Source organism: Pseudomonas huaxiensis (genome assembly GCF_003231275.1).
Classification (GTDB): Bacteria; Pseudomonadota; Gammaproteobacteria; order Pseudomonadales; family Pseudomonadaceae; genus Aquipseudomonas; species Aquipseudomonas huaxiensis.
Genome location: NZ_QKVL01000011.1, coordinates 93,378 through 120,185, shown reverse-complemented (window position 1 = coordinate 120,185; position 26,808 = coordinate 93,378). Strand labels below are relative to the sequence as shown.

Here is a 26,808-nt window from a genome sequence, read left to right as displayed (position 1 = left end):
GTGAAGTCACTATAGCCATCGCTGGCAAGCCAGCTCCCACAGGGGGCCATGGGCCCTGGGAGTGTTACGCCAGATTCAGAATCCTGGCCGCATTACCGTAGAAGAACTTCTCCACCACCTCATCCTTGAACCCCAGCTTCTGCGCATCCTCGATGCTCTGCGCGATCGGCCGGAAGGTGTACGAAGACCCGAACAGCAACTGGTCGGCCAAAAAGCCGTTGGCCGCCTGCACATACGCTTCGCTGCCCGCCTGGAACAGGTACATGTCCGGCAGCAGGTGGATGTTGTCGTAGCGGAACGCCACGCCGATCGCCTGTTGCACGTTCGGCCAGTAGCCATGGCTGGCGACGATCTTCAGCTCGGGAAACGCCCGGGCCACCACGGCCAGGCGGCCGGGGTCGTTGTAGGCCGGGTCCGGGGTGGTCGGGCCGCTCATGATGAACAGCGGCACGCCGCGTTTTTGCAGGTGTTCGTAGATCGGCCAGTACAGCGGATCATCCGCTTGCCGCGCCGGCTCGGCGAAGCCTGGCTCAAGGTCGATGGCAAGCAGACCAAGGACGTCGATGGCGCGGTCGATCTCGGCGATCGCGCCTTCGATCCCCAGCAGCACCGGCTCCACCGCGCCCACGCCGATCAGTTCGGCGTGGCCGTTCACCACGCTGTGGATCAGGTCGTTGGACAGGTGCTGGGACGGCGTGTGCCGACCCACCACCGCAGCCTTGTACAGCCCGGCCTCGCGTACCTCGCCGAGGAAGCCTTCCTGGGTCAGTGAGCGCTCGAAGTGGTTGTCCGCGCCACGGGTGCCGACGCGGCGGTTCAGCCAGCGTGCGGTGTCGTGCTCGGGCGAGCCCGGCACGCCGCCGAAGAACGGGTGCAGATACGCCGGGCGGCAGCGCAGGTCGATGATCTTCATGCCGCCTGCTCCTTGCCTTTGCCGGCACGGATATCGAACGCGCCGCCGGTGAAGGCGCCGTCCACGGTGACCTTGCCCTTGCCCGGCAGCAGCGGGAACACCAGTTCGGCGAAACGGTAGGCTTCTTCCAGGTGCGGGTAGCCGGAGAGTACGAAGCTGTCGACGCCCAGGTCGGCGTATTCCAGCAGGCGTGCGGCGACGGTTTCCGGGTCGCCCACCAGCGCGGTGCCGGCACCGCCACGCACCAGGCCAACGCCGGCCCACAGGTTCGGCGCCACTTCCAGTTTGTTGCGGTCGCCGCCGTGCAGGGCGGCCATGCGCCGCTGGCCTTCGGAGTCCATCTTGGCGTAGTTGGCCTGTGCCGCGGCGATGGTGTCTTCGTCCAGGTGGCTGATCAGTTCGTCGGCGGCGGCCCAGGCGGCTTCGTTGGTTTCGCGCACGATGACGTGCAGGCGCACACCGAAGCGCACGGTGCGACCATGTTTGGCGGCGCGGGCGCGGACGTCGGCGATCTTCTCGGCGACCGCTGCCGGCGGCTCGCCCCAGGTCAGGTAGGCGTCGACATGCTTGGCCGCGAGCTCATGCGCCGCTGGCGACGAGCCGCCGAAGTACAACGGCGGGTAGGGTTTCTGCACGGGCGGGAAGAAGTTCTGCGCGCCTTCCACCTTGAGGTGCTTGCCTTCGAAATCGACGTTCTCGCCTTCCAGCAGACGGCGCCAGATGGTCAGGAATTCGTCCGAGGCTTCGTAGCGTTCGTCGTGCTTGAGGAACACGCCATCGGCGGCCAGTTCGGTGGCATCACCGCCGGGCACCACGTTGAGCAGCAGGCGACCGTTGCTGGCCTGGTCCAGGCTGGCGGCCTGGCGCGCTGACGCGGTGGGATTGCCCAGTGAAGTGCGCAGGGCCACCAGCAGTTTGATCCGCTGGGTCACCGGTACCAGGCTGGCGGCAGTGACCCATGGGTCCAGGCAACTGGCGCCGGTGGGAATCAGCAGGCCGTCGTAGCCGAGCTGGTCGGCGGCCACGGCGATCTGCCGCATGTAGGCATTGGTTGCCGGCCGGCCACTGGCCGAGTGGCCGAGGTAGCGGGTGTCGCCGGACGTCGGCAGGAACCAGAAAATATCGAGACTCATCAAATTGTCCTCATTGCCATCGTTGATTGAGAGGCACGCGTGGCAGCGGTGTTTCTAGGAATTCAGATCGACAGATTGATCACCCGGCCATCGAAACCACCGGGGGCGGCACGACGCTTGTTCACCACCAGTTCGCCGATGCGGATCAGGTGGGTGCGGGTGATGTTGCGCGACAGGCCCAGCAGTTGCGCGGTGTGGACCTGGTTGTAATGACAGAAGCGGTAGGCCGCGCGCAGCAGGGCGTCCTCGACTTTTTCATGCAGTCCTTCACCCTGCTCCTCGAACAGCCGCAGCAGCGCCCGTTGCAGCAGTTCATCGGCGCTTTCCTCGCGCGGACGGCTGCTGGCCTCGCGCTCGATGCGCAGGTTGGAAAGGTGCAGGTCCTCGGCGCGGATCACCTTGTCGCGACAGATCAGCAGGGTGTGGTGGATGACGTTTTCCAGCTCGCGGATATTCCCCGGCCAGTCGTAGCTGGCCAGGCGCTGGCGGGCTTCCTCGCTGAGGCTGACGTCGGCGTAGCCGAGGCGCCGGCTGTATTCGGCGATGAAGTGGCGGGCCAGCGGCAGGATGTCGCCGGGGCAGTCGCACAGCGGGTGCAGTTGCAGGCTGACCACGTTGAGCCGGTAGTACAGGTCTTCGCGGAAATGTCCGGCGTTGATGGCTTTTTCCAGGTGCACGTTGGTCGCCGCCAGCACCCGCACATTGATCGGGATGCTTTTGCGCGAGCCGAGGCGCACCACCTCACGTTCCTGCAGGACCCGCAGCAGCTTGACCTGGATCGGCATCGGCAGGTCGCCGATCTCGTCGAGGAACAAGGTGCCGCCGTTGGCTTCCTCGAACCAGCCGGCCTTGGCCGCCAGGGCGCCGGTGAAGGCACCTTTCTCGTGCCCGAACAGCTCGGCCTCTACCAGCGACTCGGAAAACGCGCCGCAGTTGACTGCCATGAACGGACCGTTGCGCCGCCCGCTGAGGTTGTGGATGTGCCGTGCCACCAGCTCCTTGCCGGTCCCGGTCTCACCGATGATCAGCACGCTGGCTTCGCTGGGCGCGACCTGTTGCAGGTGGGCGAGCAGCGCCTGCGAGTGCGGGTCTTCGAAGACCTGCGCAGTGGCGCGGATCGAGGTGGCCAGGGCCGGGGACGGGGGCAGGGTCAGCAGTTGCATGGACGGGCCTTATGAGTAGAAGGTCGGGGTAGGGCGCGTACCGTTCAGCGCCCACTCGCCCAGTTCGTGGATGCGGTAATCCAGCGGGTCGTGCAGGGTCTGGGTGCGCAGGTTGCGCCAGTGCCGGTCGAAACGCAGCGACGCATGGGTGGCGCGGGCGCCGGTGACTTCGAACAGGCGGTTGCAGATATCCAGGCCATGGCGGGTGGCGGCCACCTTGGCGGTGCCGATGGCCAGCGCCAGTTGCGCGCGCTCCTCGGCGCCGAGGGCGTGCTCCTTGGCCCAGGCGCGGTCGAGCAGGTCGGCGGCCCGTTCGATCAGCAGGCGCACGCATTCCAGGCCGACCCAGAACTCGCCGTAATGGCGCAGCACGTGCGGGTCTTCGCTGCTGTGTCGGGCGGTGGAACGGAACCACGGACGGCTTTCGTTGAGGGTGTACTGGCGGGCTTCTTCGAAGGCGCCTTCGGTGATGCCGAGGAACATATTGGCGAAATGCAGTTGCGCGATCAGTGGCCGCAGGCAGGCGAACGGCGTGCTCAACGGGCCCGGATCGAGCAACAGTTCGCTGTGTTCGACGCGTACGCGCTCGAAGGTGGCGCTGCCGCTGTCGGTCTGGCGCTGGCCGATATTGTCCCAGTCGCCGTGCAGGGTGATGCCGGTGCGGCCGCTGGGGATGGCGGCGATCAGCAGCTTGCCGCCAGCGCTTTCATCGACCGCCGAGGCGATCAGCATTTCCGAGTCGCTGGCGCCTGAGCAGAAGCTCTTCTTGCCGGAGAACTCGCACCAGCCGTCGAAGCGCTTGACCACGGTGCGGGTGTCCAGCGGGTTGAGCGCGTTGCCCCAGAACCAGTCCTTGCGCGCGGTCAGTTCGAACCACGGCTCCCACTGCTCGGGGCGGGAGAACAGGCGCACGGTGGCGAGCATCAGGTGCTGGAAACCGAAGACATGGGCGATGGAGCTGTCGACTCGGGCGAACTGGCGTACCACTTCGAAGGTTTCGCTCCAGGTGGCGCCGAGGCCGCCATATTGGGTCGGGATCACCAGGCCGAGCAGACCGCTGGCGCGCAGCGCGTCACGTTCAGCCTTGGGCGTGCCGCCACGGGCGTCGCGCTCGACAGCCGTCTCGGCGAATTGCGCGGCCAGCTCGCGGGCGATTTGCACAGGGGTTTGCAGGGTGTTGCGCGAAGGCAGGTTCATGGTCGACATCTGCCTCAGGCGATCTTGCGCAGGGCGCTGTCGGTGACCACGCCGGCCAGTGTCGCGGCGGCACGCTCAGCGGCCAGGGCGATACGCGCCTGCAGGGCCGGGCTGGTGATCTGGTAGTCGGTGAAATCGGCCTGGGCGGCGTACACGCCGATCGGCAGGGTCAGGGCCTGGAAGAAGCTGAACAGCGGGCGCAGTTGATGATCGATGACCAGCGCGTGGCGCTCACTGCCGCCGGTGGCGGCCAGCAGCACCGGGGTGTCGATCAACGCGTCTTGGCCGATCAGGTCGAACAGGTGCTTGAACTGGCCCGGATACGAACCGCGATAGACCGGGGCGGCGACGATCAACAGGTCGGCCTGTTCGATGGCCACCAACTGCGCTTCCACATCAGCCGGCAGTTCGGCGCGGGACAGGGCGCCACCGACCGGACGGGCGATATCGCCCAGTTCGATGACCTGCACGTTGAAATCCAGGTGCTGGCCAAGCGCGACGATCAGCGCCTCGGTCAGGACCAGGGTGCGGGAAGGGCGCCAGGCCCCACCGGAAACAGCGACGATGTTGAAAGCGGTGCTCATGATTCAGGTTCCTTGGCGGAGTGAGTTGCCTGGGTGGAGCAAGAGCCGTTCCAGTTTGTTTAATTCGTTGTAAATCAACGTGTTGGGCGATTTATTCGGCGGTGGCTGTGTTGCTTGAGCGCCGCAAGTGTTGATCGGGTGTTGGTGGGCGAACAGTTGTCGGGTGAACACTGTTCGGGATGCGGGGGATTTTTAGAGTGGGATGCATATTCAGTCCAATTCTTAATAAAGATAAATTTATTCGAATTAGGAATATGAGGTGCAAGAGCTACTGCATGCGCGGGCGGCAAGGCTCAGCGGCGATCAAGGTATGGGTTTGTCGCGAATCAAGCGCTAGGGAAATTTCCTACAAATGGGCTAAAGTCGACCCACTCAACCTATCGGGAGAAAGGGATGTCGTGCCCCCAGGTCTGCTCTGGCGCCACGCTGCAATGCAGCTTCGGTGCCGCGCCATGCGTGCTGAATGTGCTGCCGGTCAATCGGGTGATGGCTGGCGGAATGCCGGCGGCGACGATCATGGACCATATCCCGCTGGTGAACATTGCCACCTTTGGCACCTGCATGAGCATTGCCAACCCGATGGTCGCTGCCGCCACCGCTGCGGCCCTCGGCGTGTTGACGCCGATGCCGTGCATTCCCGCCACCGCCGCGCCATGGATTCCCGGTGGCGCGCCGACGGTGCTGCTGGGCAGCATGCCGGCGCTGGATGCCAATAGCATGTTGATGTGCAACTGGGCGGGGATGATCAAGATCGGGATGCCGGGTCAGGTGCAGATGCTGATTCCCTGAGGATTGCGGTGCCCCATCGCTGCACGGATATCTACACATCTCGCGGGCAAGCAAAAAGCGTCAGGTCACCGCTCCCACAGGATTGCAGGTGGCTGACGTTTTGCGATCGCCTGCAAGACGTGTAGATACCCATGCCCATCGCTGGCAAGCCAGCTCCCACAGGTTTTTGGTGCACCCGGTCACTGTGGGAGCTGGCTTGCCAGCGATGGGGGCCTACATCACTCCTCCGTCCCATTCGTCCACCACCACTTCAACCGCGACACCGGCTTGCCCGCCGCATTCAGCGGCCGGCCGTCTTCGGCATAGCGCTGCCCGGGATCAAGCAACTGGCCGTTGAGGTAGTGCGCCTTCAACGCCAGCTTGCCGTTGGGATGAAAGCGCTGCAGCAGGCCCTCGCGGACGCCGTTGTTGTACAGCTCGCGCTCGGCCACCGCGCCATCCGGGAAATAGGTGACCGCTTCACCCTGCAACAGGCCCTTGCGGTAGGTGGCTGAGCGCAGCAGTTGCCCTTCGGTGGAGTAGAAGCTGGCGACGCCTTCGAGGCGATCATTCTGGTAGGGCAGTTGCGCGGACAGCCGGCCATTGGGGTGATAAGTCTGGCTCACACCCTGCAACAGGCCGCCGGCGTAACTGAGGTTGGCCTGTGGCCGGCCATGCTCTTCGATGCGCAACGGGCCGTTGAGCGCCTGTTCGTGCAGGCGCCCGGTCAACTGCGCGTCGCCGCGCTGCAGGCGGAAGGCGTCGCCCTTGGTCACGTTCGGGGCCTTCAATTGACCTTCACCAGGCCGCCCTTGATGGTCAGCATGCCGCCGCCATCCACGGTCTGTTCGGCGCCGCCCTTGTTGGTCAGGCTGATGCCGGCGTCGTTGGTCATGGTGGTGCCGGCCTTGTTCTCCAGCGAGGTGCCGGCCTGGTTGGCGAACGAGGTGCCGGCTTTCTGTGCGATGGAGGTGCTGGCCTGCACGGCGAGGTCGGCACCGCTCTTGACCGTGAAGCTGGCGCCGCTCTGCAAGGTGATCTTGCCGGTCACTTTGATGGTCAGGTCGCCGTCGATGGTCAGGGCGTAGTCGCCGGTAATCTTCTCGGTGAAGTTGCCACCGGTCTTGTGGGTCTGGTCGCCGCCGACGGTGACGGTGCGGGTGTCCTTGACGTCGAGATTGTCGCTGCCGGTCTGGATTTCGACGGTGCGCTTGCCCTTTTCCAGGGTGATGGTTTCGTCGCCTTCCTTGACCGTACGGGTGCGAGCGTTCTGGACGGTCTGGGTTTCGTCGTGGCCGATGGTCACGGTGGTGTCGTTGAGGACGTTGGTGTTGAAGTCTTTCTGCGCCTGCAGGAAGACTTCCTCGGCGTCCTTCTTGTCTTCGAATCGCAGGGCGTTGAAGCCGCCGCCGCCCTTGGACGAGTTGGTCTTGATCCCCGACTGGGTCTGGTTGTCGGGCAGGGTCCAGGGCACTGAATTGTCGCCGTTGTAGACGCAGCCGCTGACCAGTGGCCGGTCGGGGTCGCCGTCGATGAAGGTGACGATCACTTCCTGGCCGACCCGTGGCACGAATTGCATGCCGAAGCTTTTGCCGGTCCAGGGCAGTACCACGCGGACCCAGCAGGAGCTGGTTTCGTTGTTCTTGCCGTCGCGGTCCCAGGGGAACTGGATCTTGATCCGGCCATACTCGTCGGTCCAGATTTCCTCGCCGGACTTGCCGACCACTGTGGCGGTCTGGGTGTGCATGCGCGGTTTCGGCGTGACCCGCTGCGGGCGGTAGGTGGTGGCCTTGGGAATCGCTTCGAAGCGGTTGCGGTAGCTGTCGTGGCTGACGTCGTGGGTCACCGAGGTGACTACCCAATCGATGTTCAGGCTGGCGTCGTCATGGCCGCTGAGGGTGAAGTAATGACCGGGCACCAGCCAGCGGCAATCGCTCTCGCCGACAAAGCGTTTCTCCTGGGTGCGCAGGCCGTCGACGCGCTGCTTGGTCAGCGCATCGCCGCGGGATTTTTCGATGTAGCCGCCGGGATGCTCGTACGCCGTGCGCGGCCCGGTCTTGGCCTCGGCCTTGCTGTACAGCGAGGTGGTCGGGGTGGTGAAGGCGTAGTCGCTGGCCGAATAGACCCCGGCCACCGCCTGCAGCACCAGTTGCCCGGAGCGGATGCCGTGCAGTTCGCGCCCGCCCATGCCCTGGCCGAGGTAGCTCACCGCCGCGCCGTTGGGCAGGGCCGGAAAGGCTTCGTTGTTGTCAGCCAGCACCAGGGTGTGAACGCCATCTTCATGGGTGAAGAACCAGAAGATCCCTTCTTCCTCCAGCAGGCGGCAGACGAAGGCGAAGTCGCTTTCGCCGTATTGCACGCAGTATTCCCGCGGCGTGTAGCTGCCATTCAGGGACAGCTTGTAGTCGCTGAATCCATGGGCGTCGAACAGGCTGGTGACGATGTCCGAGGTGGACAGGTTCTGGAACACCCGATTGTTGCTCGCCAGGTTCAGCCACCACAGCCACGGTCGCAGCACCACCTGGTAGCGCTCGGCACTGGCGTCGGCGGGCAACTGGTGAACCTCGGCGATCAGGCCGTCCAGCGGACGCAGTTTGCTGTCGTTGTGCAGGGTGGCGGTGAGGTGGCTGGCGACCGCGTCGGTCAGGGTCAGGGCGCTGTCGGCGTACCCACGCAGCACCTGCAGCCCCAGGCCGTTGAGCATCTCACCGCCACTGAGCGACTCCGGATAGAGGTCGCTGAGGGCGCTGGCGGTGAGGGAAAGGCTGGTGTTGCTGTCGGTGGCGCGGGGCATCTAGGGTCTCGAACAATCAATGGCCTTGGCGGACTTTACAGGCTGGCGAGGGCGGAAGTCTTGCTCACTCCAGCGCCCATTCCGCCAGTTTTCCTGTGACCTGCTTCATCAGCACGTTCTCGATGTCCCGCGCGCCGGCTCCGCTGCACTGGGCGAGCACCGCCTTGACGATACCGCGGTCGAAGTCGAACTGCTTGCCGGTGGCGGCCTTGTAGCGCTCGCGGAGTTTTTCCAGCTTTGCCAGAACGATGCCTTCCAGGGTCAGTTCATCCAGCGGGTGATAGGGCACCACGGTCATGCGCGCGAGGAATGCCGGGCGGAACGCCTTGAGCAAGACCTTGTGCAGGCGCTCGTTGAAGACTTCGCCGTCCAGATCGGCCTTGGCCGTGTCAAGGATCAGCTCGGCGCCGACGTTGCTGGTGGCGAGCATCACGGTGTTCTTGAAGTCGACGATCAGGCCGCTGCCGTCTTCCATCACGCCTTTGTCGAAGACGTTGTAGAAGGCTTCGAGCACGTCCGGGTGGGCCTTTTCGATTTCGTCCAGCAGCACCACCGAATAGGGCTTGCGCCGCACCGCCTCGGTGAGCACGCCGCCGCTGCCGTAGCCGACGTAGCCGGGCGGTGCGCCCTTGAGCTGGCTGACGGTGTGGGCTTCCTGGTATTCGGAGAGGTTGATGCTGATCAGGTTGCGCTCGCCGCCGTACAGCGCGTCGGCCAGGGCGTAGGCGGTCTCGGTCTTGCCGACGCCGGTCGGGCCGGGCAGGAGGAACACGCCCACCGGTTTCTGCGGGTCGGTCAGACCGGCGCGGTAGGCCTGCAGGCGCTGGGCAATGGTGTCGAGGGCGGTTTTCTGGCCCATCACCCGCTGGCCCATGCGTTGGCCGAGGGTGCGCACGGCGTGGGCTTCGTCGGCGAGCATCTTGCCCACCGGAATCCCGGTCCAGCCGGCGATCACGGCGGCGACGATCTTCGAATCGACTTGCTCCGGCACCAGCGGATCGTCCTGGCGAATCGCGTCCAGCCCGGCTTCCAGGCGCAGCAACTCGGCGGCCAGGTGGTCGATGCGGCTGTCGGTCTCGGGGTCGCGCTTGGCCGCGTCGGCGTCGGCGCGTTCGCTCAGGGCCAGCAGTTCGCGGCGGGTATCGAGCAGTTCGCGGACCGCTTCGCGCTCTTCGCTCCAGCGGGTTTCCAGCTCGCGCATGGCCTGCTGGTTGACCGTCAATTCGGACTCCAGGCGGGTGATGCGTTCGCGGTGGTCCTGGCCGGTGGCCTGTTCGCGGCGCAGGCGTTCGACTTCTTCGTTGAGGCTGTGCTGGCGGTGGCGCAGGTTTTCCAGTGGCGGCGGCACGTCGTGCTGGCCGAGGGCGACCCGGGCGCAGGCGGTGTCGAGGATGCTGATCGCCTTGTCCGGCAGTTGTCGCCCGGAGATGTAGCGATGGGAGAGTTTGACCGCGTCCTGAATCGCGCTGTCGAGCACCAGCACGCCATGGTGCTGTTCCAGCTTGCTGGCAATCCCGCGCAGCATCTGCACGCAGGTGGCTTCGCTGGGTTCTTCGACCTGGACCAGTTGGAAGCGGCGGGCCAGGGCCGGGTCTTTTTCGAAGTACTTCTTGTATTCCTGCCAGGTGGTGGCCGCCAGGGTGCGCAGTTCGCCCCGGGCCAGGGCCGGCTTGAGCAGGTTGGCCGCGTCGCTGCCGCCCTCGGCGCCGCCGGCACCGATCAGGGTGTGGGCTTCGTCGATGAACATGATGGTCGGCATGGGCGCGTTGCGCACCGCCTCGATCACGCCTTTGAGGCGTTGTTCGAACTCGCCCTTGACCCCGGCACCGGCCTGCAACAGGCCCAGGTCCAGCACCCGCAGGCAAACGTCCTGCAGGGCCGGGGGCACGTCACCGGCGGCGATGCGCAGGGCCAGGCCTTCCACCAGCGCGGTCTTGCCGACGCCGGGGGCGCCGACCAGGATCGGGTTGTTCTGCCGCCGCCGCAGCAGGATGTCGATGCATTGGCGGATCTCGCCTTCGCGGCCGATGATCGGGTCAATGCGCCCGGCCCGGGCGTCGGCGGTGAGGTCCTGGGTGTACTGCTCCAGCACCGGGTCTTCGGCGTTTTTCGCCGTGGCCTTGCCGCGTTTGGCCGGGGCATTGGCGGCGGGTTGTTCGCGGGAGGCGGCGGTCCATTCCTGGAACTTGCCGCGCAGGGTGTCCAGCGGGATGGCCAGCAGCGGCGCGGCACTGTTGAGCAGCAGGCTGCGGTACTCCTCGCGCTCCAGCAGCACCAGCAGCAACAGTCCGGAGCGGATGCTCTGCTCCTCGCGCACGCCGGCCTGCAACACGGCGTCCTTGAGCAGGTTGACGGTCTGTGCCGAGAGCGACGGCGTGCGGGTATTGCCGGACTTGAACAGCTCCAGGGCACGGTTGATCTGTTCGCCCAGGGCATCGCGCTCGACCTTGAGCGGTGGCAGCAGGCAGGCCAGGTCGCCGCCGGGGATCTCCAGCAACTCCAGCAGGAAATGTTCGATCTCGATGAAGTGGTGACCGCGTTGCAGGCAACGCTGGGCGGCCCGTTCCAGCGCATTATGGGTGTCGCTGTTCAACCATCCGATCAGGCTGCCGAGTTCCATGTTCACACCTCTGCCGACTGTTGTAGCCGGGTATTGAATACTTGACGGCGGGTCGGGTTGCTCTTGTGCTGCAACCCGCTGTTCCAGTTCAGCCGCGGGCGGTTGTCGTACATAAGGAACATTGGCCGTGCGCCGTCGATCAACAGCGTTAATGCGCAGTCTAGATCGGGGCCGAAATACAGCGCGGCAAGATCGGCCAGTTGGTGGTGCGTGTCGCCCCCGGGCAGCAGCGGCCTGGCCTGTTCGGCGCTGAGCGGGCCGATGTGCAGGCGAATGCCGGCGTGCTCGTCCCACATGCGTTTGCCGGCGATCGCTGTGCGCCCCAGTTGCAGGTTGCGCCCGCCACGTTTGAGCACGCTGCGACTCGCCGGCGGTATGTCGCACCAGGCGCCGTCATGGCCTTCGATACGCAGCGGCAGGTTGAAATGATGGCGGACGATCGAGGCGAAACCGGCCAGTGAGCGACGGCCACCGGTGATCAGCGCGGTGCGCGCCAGCAGCGCGGCGTCGGGCAGTTTCTGGCGATCCTGCAGGCCGGCCGGCAGCAGCCCGGCCAGGGCGCGCAGTTGCTGTTGCACCGGGGTATCGCGGGCTTCGGCGAAGCCGAGGGCGACCCGGTGCTTGCGCAGGGTGCGGTAGAGCAGGCTGAGCAGGCGGTGCTGGAACAGGTCGAGAAATTCCGCCGGGGCGTGGTCGCGCTCCAGCGCCCGTTGTTGCAGCCACTCCTGGAACGCGTAGGGCAGCGGGCCGTCGGGGCCACCGAGACCGAAGATCGGCGTGCTGAGGATCGGCCGCGGATCATGGGCGTCGTGGCTGATCTTGTCGATCTGGCTGGCGGGAAACACCGGCGTCAGCGGGCCGCGCAGGCGCACCGCTTCGTTTTGCGGCACGCTGCCGCGGCCCAGCGAGGTCGCCTTCTGGTTCTCGTGCTCGAGGATCAGCAAGGCCTGGAGCAGCTCGAAGCCTTCGGGTCGTGCACGCAACGTCTCGCTCAGAGGCACAGCGGCATGCCGGCTTGCGGGCTCCATGTCTTGATCTCCTTGGTGGCATCGTCGGCATCGACCAACACGGTGGTAATAAAGCGGTTGGCCGTGGCGTACAGCGAGAAGAACTGCGCCAGTACTGCGGAAAACAGCACGGTGCTGTGCCCGGCGAAATGCGCCGGATCCAATTGAATCCGCACTTCCAGGCCCTTGCGCCAGCCGCGCCAGGCGTCCTTGCCGACATGCCCGACGATGCGTTCGCAGGCCAGGCTTTTCAGCCCGTCGATCTGCCGGCCGGCGCTGGCTTCGTTGCGCAGGTTGTGCAGGGTCAGCATCTCGCGCAGGGCATCCAGCGCTTGTTCGCCTTCGACCAACGACAGGTGATTGAGGGTCAGTTGCGACACCAGTCGCCAGCGCGACTGGCCGTCAAGGTTCGGCACGCCTTGCGAGCTTGGCGGGTTGACCAGGCGGGCGGTTGCTGGTGCGCCCGGGCGCTCGAACGCCAGCACGGTACCGGCGGCCAGGCTCTGCGCCAGGTGCCGGTTGGTGCACAGCAGGTCGGCGCTGAGGCTGAAGTCCCAGCTCTGGCGGCGCGGGTTGAAGCCTGGGTCAACCAGGCTGACCAGTATGTCGCTGCCGATCCGGTTCGGAGTCAGGCCATGGATGCGCCGTGCATGCCAGTACATCTGCGCGTTGCTGCCGTGCTGGCTGCCGTAGTAAGGCGCGAGCGGCCGCACTACGCCATCGGCGGACAGGGTGCGCATGCCGCGGATGCTGTGGATTTCCACGCTGTTTTCGCGGTGCGCATCGGCGACCAGGCGGTACTCGCTGTACTGGCCATCCGGGCGCAGCGGCTCGGAGGTGCGGCGGAACAGGTTGATCGCCGGCACGCAGCCCAAGGCGATATCGCTGGCCTGCAGGTGCAGGTGCGGCGGCGTCGGACGATCGAACACCAGGTACAGGTCGAGGCTGTTGCCGTCGATGCGGGACGGATCGAGCGGCACATCGAAGAAGTGGAATTTCTCCGGGAACGCGAAGTACTCGGTGAGCAGGCGCAAGCCCGGGTGGACGCCGTCTTCCTCGGGTAGCAGGGCCTGGTCGTCGGCGAAACCGACCACCTCGGGTAGCCAGGCCTGCTTGTCCGGACGCTTCAGGCGTTGCGGGCGTTCGCCGGGGGCGCTGTTGAACACGCCGATGGTGTGGGCTGCGAGCAGGTCATACAGGGTGGCGTTGACCATCGGCGAGGCGTCCAGGTGCAGGCGCAACTGGCGCACATCGAGTGCGTTGAGGGCCGCCTTGCCCTGGTAGTCGATGCGCAGGCGCAGGGCGGAACCGGCGTTGTACTGGCCGGTCAGCTTGCGGGCTTCGTCGCCGTCGAGCAGCACCACGTCGGTGATTTTCAACGGCCACAACGTCACCTCGGCGCCGGTGCGGAAATAGATGCTTTCGCCGCGGGTAGTGGTGACGAACAGCGAGGTGTCCCGCGCCAGGGTGTAGCCGCTGTCCAGGTTGCCTTTGCCCTCGGCGGGCTCGACCCGCACGATGGTGCAGGAGGGCAGGGGCCGCAGGGCCAGCGGGTAGAGTTGTTCGAGCAGGGCGTCGCTGAATTCGGCGTAGTCGTCGTCGAGGCGCCGTTGCAGGCGCGCCGAGAGCAGGGCGAAGCCTTCCAGCAGGCGTTCGACATGCGGGTCCTGGCTTTCTCCCGGCGACAGTTCCAGTCGCCGCGCCACCTTCGGGTAGCGGTTGGCGAAGGCGCTGCCGGCGTTGCGCAGCCAGGTCAGTTCACGTTGGTAATAATCCAGTAGCAGCGGGTCAATCGAGTCGCTCATGGCTGACCTCCAGGCCCGTGTCGGTCTTGTCCACCACGAACGCCACCGGCCATTGCTGGCCGCCCTGGCGCAGCAGCCCGCTGAGCAGGATGCTCAGGCTGCGGGGTTGCCCGGCCACCAGCCGCACTTCCACCTCGCCCAGTTGCAGGCGCGGTTCGAAGTGCGTGATCGCGGCACGGATTTCCCGGGCGATGCGCCGACGGTCGTCGGGGTTGGTCGCCTGCAGACCGCTCCAGTCGCCGAGGCCGTAGTCCAGCACCGTTGGCGGTGAGGTCCGCGCCGGGCCGGCGCGCCGGCTGTTGAGCAGGCGCAGCAGTTCTTCGCGGACTGACGTGGCCAGGGCGTGACGGTCGAGCCGCGGCGCGGCGTCACCGGCCCCGGCCCCGGCCAGGCGTTCGAACAGCAGCGGGCGGTTGCCCGTGGAGGACATGATCGACTACCGCGACTTAGCTGCCAGCCTTGTTGAGTTTCATGTCCCAGGTGGTGGCGGCGGTGCCTTCTTTGACGCCGTCGTATTTCTGCGTGGTCAGTTCCCATTTGATCTTGGTGAAGTTCAGGGAAATGGTTTCCACCGGCTTGCCACCGGTACCGCCGCTGACGCTGACGTTGGAGAACACGACGTTGTCGAGGGTGTAGACGATGAACGGAAGAATCTGCCCGCTGCCTTCGGCGGCGTTACGGCCGATGGTGATCTTGGCCTGGGCAATCGCCTTGCCGGAGGTGCAGTACAGGTTCAGGTTGGGGGTGGACGTGTCGACGAACTTGGTCAGGGTGAACTCGCCTACATGCGGCTTGCCCGAGGTCCGCTCGGTGTTACTGACGTCGTTGGTGACCTGCATGGCGACGTTGTGGCTGTAGGACATGATTTCGATCTTGTCCTTGTAGCCTTCGAGCTGGCTGTCACCTTTGATGTCGTCGCCCAGATCCAGAATGATCGCATCCATCGCGTAAAGCTCCTGCTGCTAGAAATTTGGAATGAAAGAGGGGGAGCGGCTCCCGCGGGCGAACCCGCGGGAGTCACGGTCAGGCGGCTGCCGAAGGAGGCAGGGTCGCGACCAGGCGGATCGAGGCGGTCAGTTCTTCCAACTGGAAGTGCGGACGCAGGAACACGGTGGCACGGTAGGCGCCTGGCTTGCCAGGAACCTCGGAAACATCCACACGGGCTTCGCGCAACGGGTACTGGGCCTTGATTTCCTGAGGGGCGTTATCGTTGATCAGCACGTAATCGGCGATCCAGTTGTTCAGGTAGGTCTGTACGTTGTCGCGGGTCATGAAGCTGCCGACCTTGTCGCGCATGATCACCTTGAGGTAGTGAGCGAAGCGCGACGACGCCAGTACGTACGGCAACATGCTCGAGACGCGCGCGTTGGCGTTGGCCTCGTTGGTGTTGTAGGCGCGTGGCTTGTTGGTGGTCTGGCCGCCGAAGAACACGGCAGTGCCGGTGTTTTTCTTGTGGCACAGGGAGATGAAGCCGAGGTCGTTCAGCTCTTTCTCGCGGCGGTCGGTGATGGCGATTTCGGTCGGGCACTTCAAGGTCAGGTCGCCGGAGGCGGTCTTGAAGGTGTGCTGCGGCAGGTTGGTTACCGCACCGCCACTTTCAGCGCCACGGATCGCCGCGCCCCAGCCGTATTTGGCATAGGCGTCGGTGAGGCGTTGGGCCAGGGCCCAGGCGGCGTTGCCCCAGAGGTATTTCTTGCCATCGGCGCCGGCGACGTCTTCGTTGAAGTCCATGCCGTCGACCGGCAGGGTGTCCTTGCCATAAGGCAGGCGCAGGAGGAAGCGCGGCAACACCAGGGACACGTAGCGCGAGTCCTCGGTGGCGCGGAAATCACGCCATGGGCCCAGTTCCAGGCTTTCGAAGACTTTGGCCAGGTCCTTGGGAACCGACAGGTCGTTGAACTGTTTCATGTCGAACAGCAGCGGGCTGGCCGCGGCAATGAACGGCGCGTGAGCGGCGGCGGCAACTTCGGAGAGCTTGGTCAGCAGGGCGATGTCCTGCGGGTGACGGCCGAAGTAGTAGTCGCCGACCAGGGCGCTGAACGGGTAGCCACCGAAGGTGCCGTATTCCTCTTCGTAGATCTTCTTGAACAGGACGGTCTGGTCGAAGTCCACGGCGCGGGTCAGGTCCTTGCTCAGCTCGTTCTGCGAGACGTTGAGCAGGCGCAGTTTCAGGCGGGTGCCGGTTTCGGTGTTGCTCACCAGCATGTGCAGGCCGCGCCAGGACGCTTCGAGCTTCTGGAAAGCTTCGTCATGGAGGATTTCGTTGAGCTGGTCGCTGATCAGCTTGTCGATCTGGCTGATGCGGTTGTTGATCAGGGCGCGGGTGTCAGTGTCTTGACCCTGGACGGCGGCGACGGCCTTTTCCAGAACCTGGCTGGCGAACTCGGCGATCATGTCCTGGGCATAGACCTTCTGACTGTCGTCATGAACGATCTGGCCTTCCTTGATGATCTTTTCCAGCAGGGTGAGGGTCTTGGTGCTGCCTTCGCTTTGATTCTCGTTGCTTGACGCGGGCATGGTGGTGTCTCCGGGAGCAGAGGGGGGATCAGACGTGCGAGTCAGGAAGGGCTGGACCTATTACTCGGTCTTGGGCTCAGTGTTCTCGCCGGGCACTACGTCATCGTCTTTTTTCCCGGGCGGCGTATCGTCTTTCTTGACTTCGCCATTGCTGGCGCTGGTGTCGGAACTGGCGGCCTTGATTGCTTTCAGGTCTTCTTCGGTGCTCTTCAGCACTTCCTTGAGCAGTTCGTCCAGCTTGTCGTTGCCGTCGAGCTTGGTCAGCAGGTCGCGCAGGCGTTCACGAGCCTCGAACAGCACCCTGAGTGGCTCGACTTTCTTCACCACATTGACGGGGTCGAAGTCCTCGATCTTGCTGAAGCTGAGCTTCGCGCTGAGGGGGTTGTCATCTTTCTTGAGGGTGTTGGTGACGTTGACGGTGATGCTGGGGGCGATGGATTCGACGACTTTGTCGAAGTTATCGCTGTCGATGTCGACGAAGCGGCGCTCATTGAGCTTGGTCTCGTTCTTCGTGGCACCCGACAGATCGGCAAGAACACCAACCACCAGAGGCAATTCCTTTTTCTCGATGGCGTTACCGGTTTCTACGTCATAGGTGATCTGCACGCGAGGCGGACGGACCCTGTCCAGCTTGTGCTGAATACTTTCTACCATAGTGGCTGACTCCGATGCAGAAGGCGGGCGCAATGCAACGGTTTCCCACTGATCGCAATCCCTTGCTAGACCGCGGCGTGGATACGCTCTTGTCGAGGTTCCTGTTTTCCGCAATCACCTCAATTCGTCATGGTGGCGAATTGGCATGGATGCTATAACAGGCATGCCGAAATGCAAATAAAACTTTTCTTGGATCATCATGCGTCTTAAAAAGTTCATATCCATCAAGATTTTGGCGGTACTTTTGACAGCCTCGGCAATGGCCGGATGTTCATTGTTTGGATCCAAGGTTAGTGTCGATGGCGTCACCCTGGATGTTGCTTTGCGCGCAAACGATGATTCGCCGATCGCCGTGGATTTCGTGGCCGCCAACGATGTTGACCTGCTTGGGAAGTTGTCCGGGCTGACAGCAAAACAATGGTTTGCCACGCGTGAGCAATATCAGCGCGACTTTCGTCAGTACTTGCATGTTTGGGGCATGGAACTAGTGCCTGGACAGTTGATTGAATCGTCAACTTTCCCGCTTGATGGAAAGCCGTCGGTTGGACTTCTGGTATTTGCCAATTATCAAAGTCCGGGCGCCCATCGGTTGCGTCTTGAAGACCAGCGCAGCATCCGCTTGAAATTCGACAGCCGTGAAATGACCCTGCTCGACCAGAACACACGCTGACCGCGGCCACTGCCGCGCTTGGCCATACGCCAGATACAGGATGTGAAGGGACTTTATGAGCGTGCGACCTGATGTGGTCTGCTGGTACGAAGGCATGCAATTGCTGCCCCAGCATTTTCAGTTGCAAGGGCTGCGGGCCGAGGCCATGGCGGCGCACCTGGCACTGGCTGCCAACCCCTGGTATTGGGGCGTAGCGCATTTCGAACACGACCCCGCCGCGCTGGTGGCCGGCAAACTGCGCCTGCTGAGCCTGGAGGCGACCATGCCCGACGGCATGCCGGTCAGCCTCGGCGCGGCACAGGAAACCCAGCTTGAGCTGGATCTGGCCAAGCCAGTGAAAGATTCCGAGACCTCCACCGTCACCGTCTACCTGGCGTTCAACCCGCTCTGGCAAGGCCAGCGCCTGCGCCCGATGGAGGGGCGTTGGCAGTCGGAACTGAGCGAGCCGGTGCCCAATCTCGACAGCGGCCTGGACGATGAACGCGTCACCGTCTGGAAACCCGCGCCGCGCCTGGTCACCGACCGCGACAAGGCCGACAGCGTGTGCCTGCCGCTGATTCGCGTGCGCAAGGAAAACGGCGTGTACAAGGCCTTGCCTGATTTCGTCGCGCCGAGCCCGCGGGTTACGCCGCAATCGGTGCTGGGGCAGCGGGTGCTGAAGCTGTGCGCCATGGTGCGGGAAAAGTGCGGGTCGATCGGCGTGCGCCTGCAGGGCGTCGAGCTCGAAGGCGACCCCGCGCGCGCGCGGGTATTGCGCAGCCAGTCGGCGGCGCTGTGGGCGCGTTTGCCGGAAGTGGAGGGCGCGCTGTACAGCGGCATCGCCACCCCCCAGGCGCTGCACGGCCTGCTGCTGGGCATGGCCGGCAGTTGGGCGGCGCTGGACCCGGTCAGCGGCGTGCCGGCGTTTTCGCCGCTGGAGTTCCTGGACCTGTACCGCGGCTATGACGAAGTCCTCGACTGGTTGGAACGCAGCCTGAAGAAAGTCCGCGAAGGCCTGCGCAGCGTGCCGTTCGAACAGAAGGGCAACGTCTACGAGATCCAGTTGCCGTCCTTCGATCCCTCCCGCCCGTTGCTGGTCGGTCTGCGCATGCCGCCTGGCGCCCCCGAGCCGGACGCCTCGTTGTGGCTGGGGCGGACCATCATCGCCTCGGCAGGCAATGTCGCTGACCTCGCTCGCCAGCGTCGTCCAGGCCTCGCACACAAAGCCCTGGACCTCGCCCGGCAGGCTGCCAGTGGCGTGGGCAGCGAGACCCGGCTGTTCGAGATCGATACGGGCGAACACTGGTTCAACCCGCAATTGCCGTTGCAGATCGTTTCGCCGGGGAATGGGGAAACCTTCAAGCCCTGGCAGATTGTTTTGTTGATTGACGACAACCACGAAGAAGTCGCCTGACACGGTAAGGACACCTATGCCAGAAGGGATTGCCGTATCGCGCTTTCGCGGCGTGCAGGACGCTCCGCTGACCAACGCCTTTCGCGAGGCGTGGCAGGAGTGGTTGGCAGCCTGGAACGAGCTGGACAAGCGCGCCGAAGACACCGGGCAATTGCTCGAACAGGTGGTCGAGTTGTCCACCCAAGCCACCCGCCGTCTGTGGCGCACCGCGTTCGCCAGCGTCGGCGACTCGGCGCCTTTGCAGATCAAGGCGATGGTCTATGCCTTTGTCGCGCTGGTGGACGAAACCCTGTTGTTCGCCGACTGGCCGGGCCAGCCTGAATGGCAGGAGCGGCCGCTGGAGCTGCGTTTGTATTCCAGCCGCCAGGCGGGGGACCGCGTGCCGGTGGAAATCAAGCGCCTGCTCGACGAACAGGCGCCCACCAGCCGCGACCTCGGCAACGTCTACCTGCTGTGCCTGATCCTTGGCTTCCACGGGCGCCTGCGCGGTCCTGGCGGCGAAGCGCTGCATGCCAAATGGCGGCATGCGCTGTTCAACCTGACCCGCCAGCGCGATCCGGATTACGCCAACGTCAGCGCCTTGCTGGCCGAACCGGCCAGTGTGGCGCCGCAGCAGTTACCGGTGCGCGAGTCGATGCCCGATGGGCTGCGTCTTGGCCTGCTGGTGCTGGGCATCACCTTTTTGCTGATCGGCGTCGGTCATCTGTTCTGGCGTGATATCGGCGACGAGCTGTCGCCAGTGCTGCACCTGGCCACACCCTTCCAGGTCCAGGAGCCAACTTCATGAGTCTGTCGACGCTGGGCTGGGTGGTCGGCATCGTCGTCATCCTGCTGCTTCTGGTACTGCTGGTGCTCTGGCTGCGTAACCGCAATGGCGCCGCTGTGCGCAGCTTCTATTTTGCCGTGCGCCAGATGGAGCATGACCAGGGCGGCGGCGGGCGCTATCAGGCGCCGTGGATGCTGATGCTCGGTGACGAGGTGCAGGGTGCGCAGTTGTGCGCGAGCTGGAACCTCAATGCCATCGACAAGCCGGCCTGGTTCGGGCGCTGGTGGTCCGATCCTTCCGGTGCGGTGCTGGTGGTGCCGCAATCGGTGTTCCTGCCCGGCGAGGGCATGAAGCAGGCCGGTGGCTGGTGGAGCCTGCTCGGCCTGTTGCTGCGGCTGCGTTCGCGTCGGCCGCTGGATGGCGTGATCTGGACCGTCGCTGCCGCCGACCTGCTGGATGCCGACCGCGCCGCGACCCTGGGCCTGGACGCCCGGCGCCGCTTCATCGACTTGTTACACCGGCTGGGCATGAGCCTGCCGGTGTATGTAGTGATCACCGGCATGGAGGCCGTGCCGGGCTTCCAGGAATTGGCCAATGCCTTGCCGGAAGAAACCCGTCGGCAGATGCTGGGCTGGTCGTCGCCGTATGCCGCCGATGCAACCTGGCAGTCGCAGTGGACTGAAGACGCCATGCAGCAGGTCAGCCAGGCGCTGTCCGAGGCGATCATCCAGATGGGTACCCTGTCAGGTGAACTGCACGATGACCTCGACGCGCTGCCGCAGCGCATCGATGGCCTGCGCCGCAACCTGCAGATGCTGTTGTGGCCGGTGTTCCAGGGCAATACCCACGGCGAGGCACCGGTTCTGCGCGGGCTGTACTTCACTGGCGCCCAGGCGTTCCAGGGCAATGCTGAGGCGTTGACCGCGCTGGATCAGCCGCTGCAGGAAAACGTCTTTGCCCACGGCCTCTGGCAGCAACGGATCAACGCCGAGCGCGGCCTGGCCCAGCCGATTCCGCGGCTGCTGCAACTGCGTCAGCGCTGGCAGCGAGTCGCGGCGATCTGCGCGGCGGTGGTGGGGCTGGTCTGGGTGGTGGCGATGGCCTGGGTCTGGAACGACTCGGTACGCGATGCCGGCGAGTTGTCGCGGCTGTTGCAGAACGCGCAGAACGACTACGTTGCGGTCGGCGATGACAGCCACCGCAAGGAACTGACCCGGCACAACGTGCAGGCCTTCTGGACCGTGCTGGAACGCGCACCGCGCTGGCACTTCACCTCGCTGGCCTATCCGACCTCATGGTTCTCCTCGCTGGATGACCGTCTGGACCAGGTGTTGCAGCACACGTCCATGAGCCATATGCGTCAGCCGATCCACGACCTCTTGCAGGCTGATTTGCGCGATGTCCTGGCGATCAACGACAACAGTCGCCGCAGTTCGGCGCAGGACGGCGATCCGGCGCAATGGCCGAGCTACCTCAAGGCCCGTGAACTGGTGCAGAAGGTCAACCGCCTGGAGCAGGCCGCCAGCCTCTACACCCAGGCCCTGGCCAACCAGAAAACCCCGCTCGACCAGTTGATCCCCCTGAGCAATCAGACCCTGGACCTCAACCTGAATGCCGGAACCCTGCCGCGTGAAGGGTTCTACAACCGCCTGCTGGTGGCAGAGGGCATTTCACCGCTCAAACCACTGGACCTGTCGCTGCACCGCAGCACCATCACGGCCAACTTCAACCAATTGATGGAAAGCTGGCTGGGTCATTACTTCCGCACCGACGGCTTCATCAGTTCGGCCGGTTACCTCAAGCTCTACCTTGACCGTCTGGAGGCGGGTGCGCCGCAGACCCTCAAGGAGCTGGAGCACATGGACGCGTTGATCGAGGACCTGCAAGCCTCCATCGACCTGACCAACTCCACCTGGAGCCGCGGCAAGGGCCAGGACCTGGTCGCCGGCTATAGCGACCTGCTCGCGCAAGTGCGCCAGAGCAAGTCGCTGGGCCCGGCGGTGGCCGAGGAAATCGAGCGTCGCGCCGAGCAGATGCAGTTCCACTTCAAGGAGCAGTGGGTGGCGCAGGGCGCGTCGAGCAAAAGCCTGATGGTGCAGACCACCACCGGGCAACTGGCCTTGCAGGAACGCATCATCCACCTGCACAGCGCGATCAACCTGCTGCTCAAGCGCGACTTCGTGGCCCGTGCCCTGCGTGATGACGGAACGGGCGACAGCGATCAGTTGAGCCATGTCGACAGCGAAGGCCTGCGCCTGGCCCAGAGTTACTACGAGAGCTACAAGACGTATGCCCATGAGTCGATGTCGGGCATCCCGCCGGTGTACCGCAATGCCTTGCTCAAGACTGCCGAGAACACCGCCGCCGATGCCATGTGGCTGAGCCTCAACCGGCAGGCGCCGCTGAGCGAACTGGAAAGCCTGCCGTCGTTCCAGGTGCGCACTGACCAGGCCGTGGCAGTGCACCGCGCGCTGATGCAGTTGCAGCGACCGGAACTGGCCGGCGGCTTGCAGACCGCACTCAACCAGAGCGCGCTGGCCGATGTGGCGCAAGCCATAGAGGAGGTGTTCCAGCAGCCGGTGTTCCGTGACCGGGCCGACATCAACCAGTGGGATGGCACGAAGGACTTCGGTCTGCGGCTGTTCCGCGCCGTCGACGCGCAGGATCTGAAGAGCAGCCTCGACCAGCAGTTCGGCGTCATCACGGTGATCACCGAGCAGACCGCGCCGGCACTGGAATGGCTGATGACTCAGGTGCCCAACCTCAACCTGAGCGAGTCGGAACTGGTCACGCGCTTCCACTCGCTGGGCGAGGAAATGACCAAGTACAAGGCGCAGAACCCGTCCAGTTCGCCGGCGCTGATCACCCAATTGATCGTGCGCGACTTCAACGACATGGACCAGAGCAGTTGCCTGAAGATTCTGCTCTCCGCCAATGCGCCACACGCCACCGGGCAACTGACCCAGCGCTGGGTCAGCCTGCAGCAGAACGCCTTGCAGCGCTGCCAGTTTCTGCAGCGCCAGGCGGTGTCCAGCGCCTGGAACGAACTGGCCGGCTACTTCAACCAGTACCTGGCCGGGCGTTTCCCGTTCGCTACCGATCAGCGTGCACCAGACGCCGACCCGGCGCGGGTGCAGTACTTCCTGACCCTGATCGATAACCGCCTGCCCCAGGCCCGCGATGGCCTCGGCCTGCTGGCTTCCCGCGATCGCGCCGCCGCCAGCGAGTTTCTCGACCGCGTGGCGCGGGCGCGGCCGTGGCTCGGCGCCATGCTGGTGCGTGACAACGCCGGGCTTTCCGGGATCGACATGGAAGTGCGCTGGCGCACCGACCGCGACAGCGAGCGCGGCGCCGATCAGGTCATCACCTGGGCGCTGGGGGCGGGTAACCGCGAGATCGTCCACCCCGGCGAGGATCAAGTGCTGCACTGGAGCGTCGGCCAACCGTTGAGCCTGCGCCTGCGCTGGGCGCGAGACGGCACCCAGCGGCCGGTCAATGACCCTTCGCAACAGCAACTGCATGTCAGCGGTCTGGAAGCCGAATGGCAGTACCAGGGCCCTTGGGCGCTGCTGCGCCTGATCAGTGCCCACAGCTCCATGCTGCGCCAGCCGAATGTTGACTACACCGAGTTCCCGCTGAGCCTGGAAGTGCCGGTGCACGCCCAGCCTGAGGAAGAGAACCAGACCTTGATGTTCCTGCGCCTGTCGCTGATGAGCCAGGGCGGCAAGGCACCGCTGTCCATTCACCCGTTGCCGGTCCAGGCACCGCTTTCACCGTTCGGCTATGCGCCGCGTTCGGTTGCCGACACAGGAGATTACCCATGACCTCACCCGGCTTTTCCCAGCGGGTCGGCCAGTTGCTCGAACCGATTTCCGTCGAGTCGCCGTGTGGCCCCAGCCTGACTTATGACGCGGTCTTCGCCGCGATGCGAGAAATGCGCCGCGAAGAAGACACCACGTTGCCCACCGGCGTCTGGTCCACCAACGAGGTCAAGCGCGCCGACTGGGCCGGCCTTGAGCGGCAGGCCACCCAGGTGTTGCGTGAGCGCAGCAAAGACCTGATGGTCGCCGCCTGGCTCGGCGAGGCCTGGCTGCACCGCGAGGGCATGGCCGGGGTGGTCAACGCCCTGGCGTTGCTGGGCGGGCTGTGCGAACGCTACCCCGACCAGGTGCATCCGCTGGTGGAGAACGGTGACGTCGACTGGCGAGCCGCGCCGCTGGAATGGGTGGCGACGCGCTACAAAGAGGTCTTGCTGTCGCGTCTGCAACTGCTGCCGCAGACGCCGGGCGACGTGGAGCGCTTCAGTCTGCAAGACTGGCAACAGATGAAGCTTCGGCAGGTGCAGGTCAACGACAGCAAGCCGGCCAAGGTCGCCGCCGAGGCGGCTCATGCGTTGCAGAAAAAAATCAGCGAGCAGGTGCGCCTCACGCCCCTGAGCTGGTGGCAGCAAGGGCTGCTGGCGGTGCAGAACGGCCAGGCGCAACTGCTGCTGCTCGATGGCTGGTGCGACCGTCACCTGGGCGATTCCGCGCCGGCTTTCGCCCAGTTGCGCACGGTCCTGCAGACCCTGGAAACCCTGCTTAAAGAGTTCGTCGCCCTGCATCCGCCGCAGGTTGTTCCTGTCGAAACCCCCGAGCCACAACCGGAGAGCCCAGCGACGATGGATGCCCCCGTCACCGAAACCCGCCTGCCGTCCACCGAACCCCGTACCCGCGATGAAGCTTATCGGCAGTTGCTGGTGATCGCGGATTACCTGGCCCGCACCGAACCCCACAGCCCGGTACCGTACCTGATTCGCCGGGGCGTGGAGTGGGGCAACAAGCCGCTGCGGGAATTGCTGGGGGAGTTGATCAGCTCCGATGCCGAGGCACGGCGGTTGTGGACGTTGATGGGGGTTTTGTAGGGGGGCTCATCGCTGGCAAGCCAGCTCCCACAGGGTTATGAGGCGCACACAAAACCTGTGGGAGCTGGCTTGCCAGCGATGCTTTTGATCTTGAGATCGCTAGACACCCCTCAAGCAATCCCCCCCGGCGAGTCCAGAATCTGCCGCACCTTGCGCGCCAGGTCGTGGGGCAGGTAGGGCTTGGAGATCACCTCGAACTCCGAGCCGCCAATATCGGTGCGCTCGATGGAGTTCTCGGCATAGCCGGTGGTCAGCAGCACTTTGGTGGTGGGGTGGCTGCGGCGGATTTCGCGGGCGAGCATCACGCCATTCATGCCACCCGGCATGATCAGGTCAGTGAACAACAAGTCGAAACGCTCGCCAGCTTCGAAGCACTTCAGCGCTTCGCGGGCATTCAGCACGATCTCGGCGTAGTAGCCGTAATCCTCCAGCACCATCTTCGCCAACTCCGCCACATCCGGCCGGTCTTCGACGATCAGCACGGTTTCATGGCCGTTCTTCGCCTCTGAGGTCAGTCGCCGTTCCACCGGCAGCACGGTGCCGCTGTCCACCGGGAAATACAGGCGCAGGGTGGTACCGGCGCCTTCCTCGGTGTAGATCCGCGCCGCGCCGCCGGATTGCTTGGCGAAGCCGTAGACCATCGACAGCCCAAGGCCCGAGCCTTTGCCTTCTTCCTTGGTGGTGAAGAACGGGTCCATCACCCGGTCGCGGATGCTGGCGGGCATGCCGATACCGTTGTCGGTGATCGACAGGCTGACGTAGTTCCCCGGCAACAAGCCGTCGTAAGACGCGATGGCGAGGTCGCGCACCAGCACATTGCGGGTCTCGATGAACACCCGCGGCGCCTTGCGGCCGATCAGCGCGTCGCGGGCATTGATGAACACGTTGAGCAGGGCCACCTCGGCCTGGGTCGGGTCGATGCGGCAGTTTTTCAGCGAGTGCTCCAGGTCGTATTCGACCAGCACACTGTCGCCGAAGGTCCGGCTCACCAGCGGCTGGACGGTTTCCACCAGTTGGTTGAGGTTGAGCACCCGGCCTTGCAGTTTCTGTTTGCGCGAGAAGGCCAGCAGTTGTTTGGTCAGGGTGCTGGCCTTGTCCACGGCGGAGCGGGCGTGGAAGGTGCTGCGGCGGATCCGGTCCATGTCCGGCGCGGGCTTCTCGGCGGCGGTGCGGATCAGGTCGATGTAGCCGCCCATAACCTGCAGCAGGTTGTTGAAGTCGTGGGCGATGCCGCCGGTGAGCTGGCCCAGCGCTTCCATTTTCTGCGACTGGCGCAGGGCGTCCTCGGCATCCCGCCGCCGGCTGACGTCCAGTTGCGAGGCGAAGAAATAGATCAACTCGCCTTTCTCATTGAAGATCGGCGAGATGAACAGCGCGTTCCAGAACGTGCTGCCGTCCTTGCGGTAGTTGAGGATTTCGGTGGCGAAGTCGTAGCGGCCCTTGATCGCATCACGGATCGAGGTCACCACATCGGGATCGGTATCCGGGCCCTGGAGAAACCGGCAGTTCTTGCCGACGATGTCGTCGGGGGCATAGCCGGTCATGTCGAGAAAGGCCTGGTTGGCGAAGATGATCGGGTTGTCGGCAGCGTTGGGGTTGGTGACGATCATCGGCATTCGTGTGGTTTCCACCGCCGCGAAAAAGATGTCCTTGGGGTGACGGGAGATATCTGCAGTCGAAGAGTCATCGACTCGTGTAGGTGTATTTGCCACTGGACAGTTCCTCTTCCTGCCATCGACCGGCCTGGCCGGTCCCCTGAATTTTTGCGCGTCCCCGTACCAGTGATGGCACCGGCTGAAACGTCGCTGTGTTGGATGGCGGGTTCAAGTGCCATCATTTTTATCCAGACCGCCGTGCCGCTTGTTGGTTGCTTTGCCTGTGCGGTTTTTTAACCGATCTTGTGCAAGGTTTCCGTTAGACT

General features: G+C 64.5%; 21 protein-coding genes. 6 read left to right on the top strand and 15 right to left on the bottom strand.

All coding sequences use genetic code 11. The features are described from left to right. Positions 1-64: 64 nt before the first annotated feature. The 5 genes from DM374_RS14705 to msuE all read right to left on the bottom strand — a co-directional run bounded on the left by DM374_RS14705 (position 65) and on the right by msuE (position 4,990). The gene (locus tag DM374_RS14705; RefSeq protein WP_110970498.1) at positions 65-913 is read right to left on the bottom strand and encodes an amidohydrolase family protein; all 849 of its coding nucleotides are present in this window, start codon (positions 911-913) and stop codon (positions 65-67) included. Further along, positions 910-2,046 carry an FMNH2-dependent alkanesulfonate monooxygenase gene (ssuD, locus tag DM374_RS14700; RefSeq protein ID WP_110970497.1) on the bottom strand — a complete coding sequence of 379 codons (1,137 nt, stop codon included), beginning with the start codon at positions 2,044-2,046 and terminating at the stop codon, positions 910-912. Before ssuD ends, DM374_RS14705 begins: the two co-directional genes overlap by 4 nt. Positions 2,047-2,108: 62 nt before the next feature. Continuing rightward, on the bottom strand, positions 2,109-3,209 hold the full coding sequence (locus tag DM374_RS14695) for a sigma-54 interaction domain-containing protein (RefSeq protein WP_110970496.1): 1,101 nt from the start codon (positions 3,207-3,209) through the stop codon (positions 2,109-2,111). Positions 3,210-3,218: 9 nt separating this feature from the next. Next, positions 3,219-4,406 carry an acyl-CoA dehydrogenase family protein gene (locus DM374_RS14690; RefSeq protein WP_110970541.1) on the bottom strand — a complete coding sequence of 396 codons (1,188 nt, stop codon included), beginning with the start codon at positions 4,404-4,406 and terminating at the stop codon, positions 3,219-3,221. Between the two features lie 14 nt (positions 4,407-4,420). Beyond that, entirely contained in the window at positions 4,421-4,990 is a 570-nt protein-coding gene (msuE, locus tag DM374_RS14685; RefSeq protein WP_110970495.1) for an FMN reductase, read from the bottom strand. Between the two features lie 393 nt (positions 4,991-5,383). Between msuE and DM374_RS14680 the strand changes: the two genes are divergently transcribed. Further along, a complete protein-coding gene (locus DM374_RS14680; RefSeq protein ID WP_110970494.1) occupies positions 5,384-5,779 on the top strand; it encodes a DUF4280 domain-containing protein in 396 nt (131 codons plus the stop codon). Positions 5,780-5,997: 218 nt separating this feature from the next. Here the strand turns inward: DM374_RS14680 and DM374_RS14675 are convergent, their stop codons facing one another. The 9 genes from DM374_RS14675 to tssB form a co-directional block, all read right to left on the bottom strand. Next, positions 5,998-6,549 (bottom strand): toxin-antitoxin system YwqK family antitoxin, encoded by a 552-nt coding sequence (locus tag DM374_RS14675; RefSeq protein WP_225422506.1) that lies wholly within the window; start codon positions 6,547-6,549, stop codon positions 5,998-6,000. Then, entirely contained in the window at positions 6,546-8,552 is a 2,007-nt protein-coding gene (gene tssI, locus DM374_RS14670; RefSeq protein ID WP_110970493.1) for a type VI secretion system Vgr family protein, read from the bottom strand. The genes DM374_RS14675 and tssI overlap by 4 nt, the downstream gene beginning before the upstream one ends. Positions 8,553-8,616: 64 nt before the next feature. Continuing rightward, positions 8,617-11,172 carry a type VI secretion system ATPase TssH gene (tssH, locus tag DM374_RS14665; RefSeq protein WP_110970492.1) on the bottom strand — a complete coding sequence of 852 codons (2,556 nt, stop codon included), beginning with the start codon at positions 11,170-11,172 and terminating at the stop codon, positions 8,617-8,619. Positions 11,173-11,174: 2 nt separating this feature from the next. Beyond that, positions 11,175-12,200 carry a type VI secretion system baseplate subunit TssG gene (gene tssG, locus DM374_RS14660; RefSeq protein ID WP_110970491.1) on the bottom strand — a complete coding sequence of 342 codons (1,026 nt, stop codon included), beginning with the start codon at positions 12,198-12,200 and terminating at the stop codon, positions 11,175-11,177. Then, positions 12,164-13,984: a type VI secretion system baseplate subunit TssF gene (tssF, locus tag DM374_RS14655; RefSeq protein ID WP_110970490.1), complete on the bottom strand. Its 1,821-nt coding sequence runs from the start codon at positions 13,982-13,984 to the stop codon at positions 12,164-12,166. Before tssF ends, tssG begins: the two co-directional genes overlap by 37 nt. After that, a complete protein-coding gene (tssE, locus tag DM374_RS14650) occupies positions 13,968-14,414 on the bottom strand; it encodes a type VI secretion system baseplate subunit TssE (RefSeq protein WP_110970489.1) in 447 nt (148 codons plus the stop codon). The genes tssF and tssE overlap by 17 nt, the downstream gene beginning before the upstream one ends. 16 nt (positions 14,415-14,430) lie before the next feature. After that, a complete protein-coding gene (locus DM374_RS14645) occupies positions 14,431-14,928 on the bottom strand; it encodes an Hcp family type VI secretion system effector (RefSeq protein WP_110970488.1) in 498 nt (165 codons plus the stop codon). A gap of 79 nt (positions 14,929-15,007) precedes the next feature. Then, entirely contained in the window at positions 15,008-16,501 is a 1,494-nt protein-coding gene (gene tssC / locus DM374_RS14640; RefSeq protein ID WP_110970487.1) for a type VI secretion system contractile sheath large subunit, read from the bottom strand. Positions 16,502-16,561: 60 nt separating this feature from the next. Further along, positions 16,562-17,155: a type VI secretion system contractile sheath small subunit gene (tssB, locus tag DM374_RS14635; RefSeq protein WP_110970486.1), complete on the bottom strand. Its 594-nt coding sequence runs from the start codon at positions 17,153-17,155 to the stop codon at positions 16,562-16,564. A gap of 199 nt (positions 17,156-17,354) precedes the next feature. Here tssB and DM374_RS14630 point away from each other — a divergent pair, with 199 nt between their 5' ends. From DM374_RS14630 to tssA, 5 genes are read left to right on the top strand one after another with little or no spacing between them, the layout of a single operon-like run. Continuing rightward, on the top strand, positions 17,355-17,825 hold the full coding sequence (locus tag DM374_RS14630) for a type VI secretion protein (RefSeq protein WP_095155232.1): 471 nt from the start codon (positions 17,355-17,357) through the stop codon (positions 17,823-17,825). A 55-nt stretch (positions 17,826-17,880) separates the two neighbouring features. Then, positions 17,881-19,218 (top strand): type VI secretion system baseplate subunit TssK, encoded by a 1,338-nt coding sequence (gene tssK / locus DM374_RS14625; protein WP_110970485.1) that lies wholly within the window; start codon positions 17,881-17,883, stop codon positions 19,216-19,218. Between the two features lie 16 nt (positions 19,219-19,234). Next, positions 19,235-20,005: a DotU family type IV/VI secretion system protein gene (locus DM374_RS14620; RefSeq protein ID WP_110970484.1), complete on the top strand. Its 771-nt coding sequence runs from the start codon at positions 19,235-19,237 to the stop codon at positions 20,003-20,005. Beyond that, positions 20,002-23,808 carry a type VI secretion system protein gene (locus DM374_RS14615; RefSeq protein ID WP_110970483.1) on the top strand — a complete coding sequence of 1,269 codons (3,807 nt, stop codon included), beginning with the start codon at positions 20,002-20,004 and terminating at the stop codon, positions 23,806-23,808. The genes DM374_RS14620 and DM374_RS14615 overlap by 4 nt, the downstream gene beginning before the upstream one ends. Then, the gene (tssA, locus tag DM374_RS14610; protein ID WP_110970482.1) at positions 23,805-24,887 is read left to right on the top strand and encodes a type VI secretion system protein TssA; all 1,083 of its coding nucleotides are present in this window, start codon (positions 23,805-23,807) and stop codon (positions 24,885-24,887) included. The genes DM374_RS14615 and tssA overlap by 4 nt, the downstream gene beginning before the upstream one ends. Positions 24,888-24,997: 110 nt before the next feature. Here tssA and DM374_RS14605 read toward each other — a convergent pair whose 3' ends face one another. Continuing rightward, entirely contained in the window at positions 24,998-26,599 is a 1,602-nt protein-coding gene (locus tag DM374_RS14605) for a hybrid sensor histidine kinase/response regulator (protein ID WP_110970481.1), read from the bottom strand. Positions 26,600-26,808: the final 209 nt, after the last annotated feature.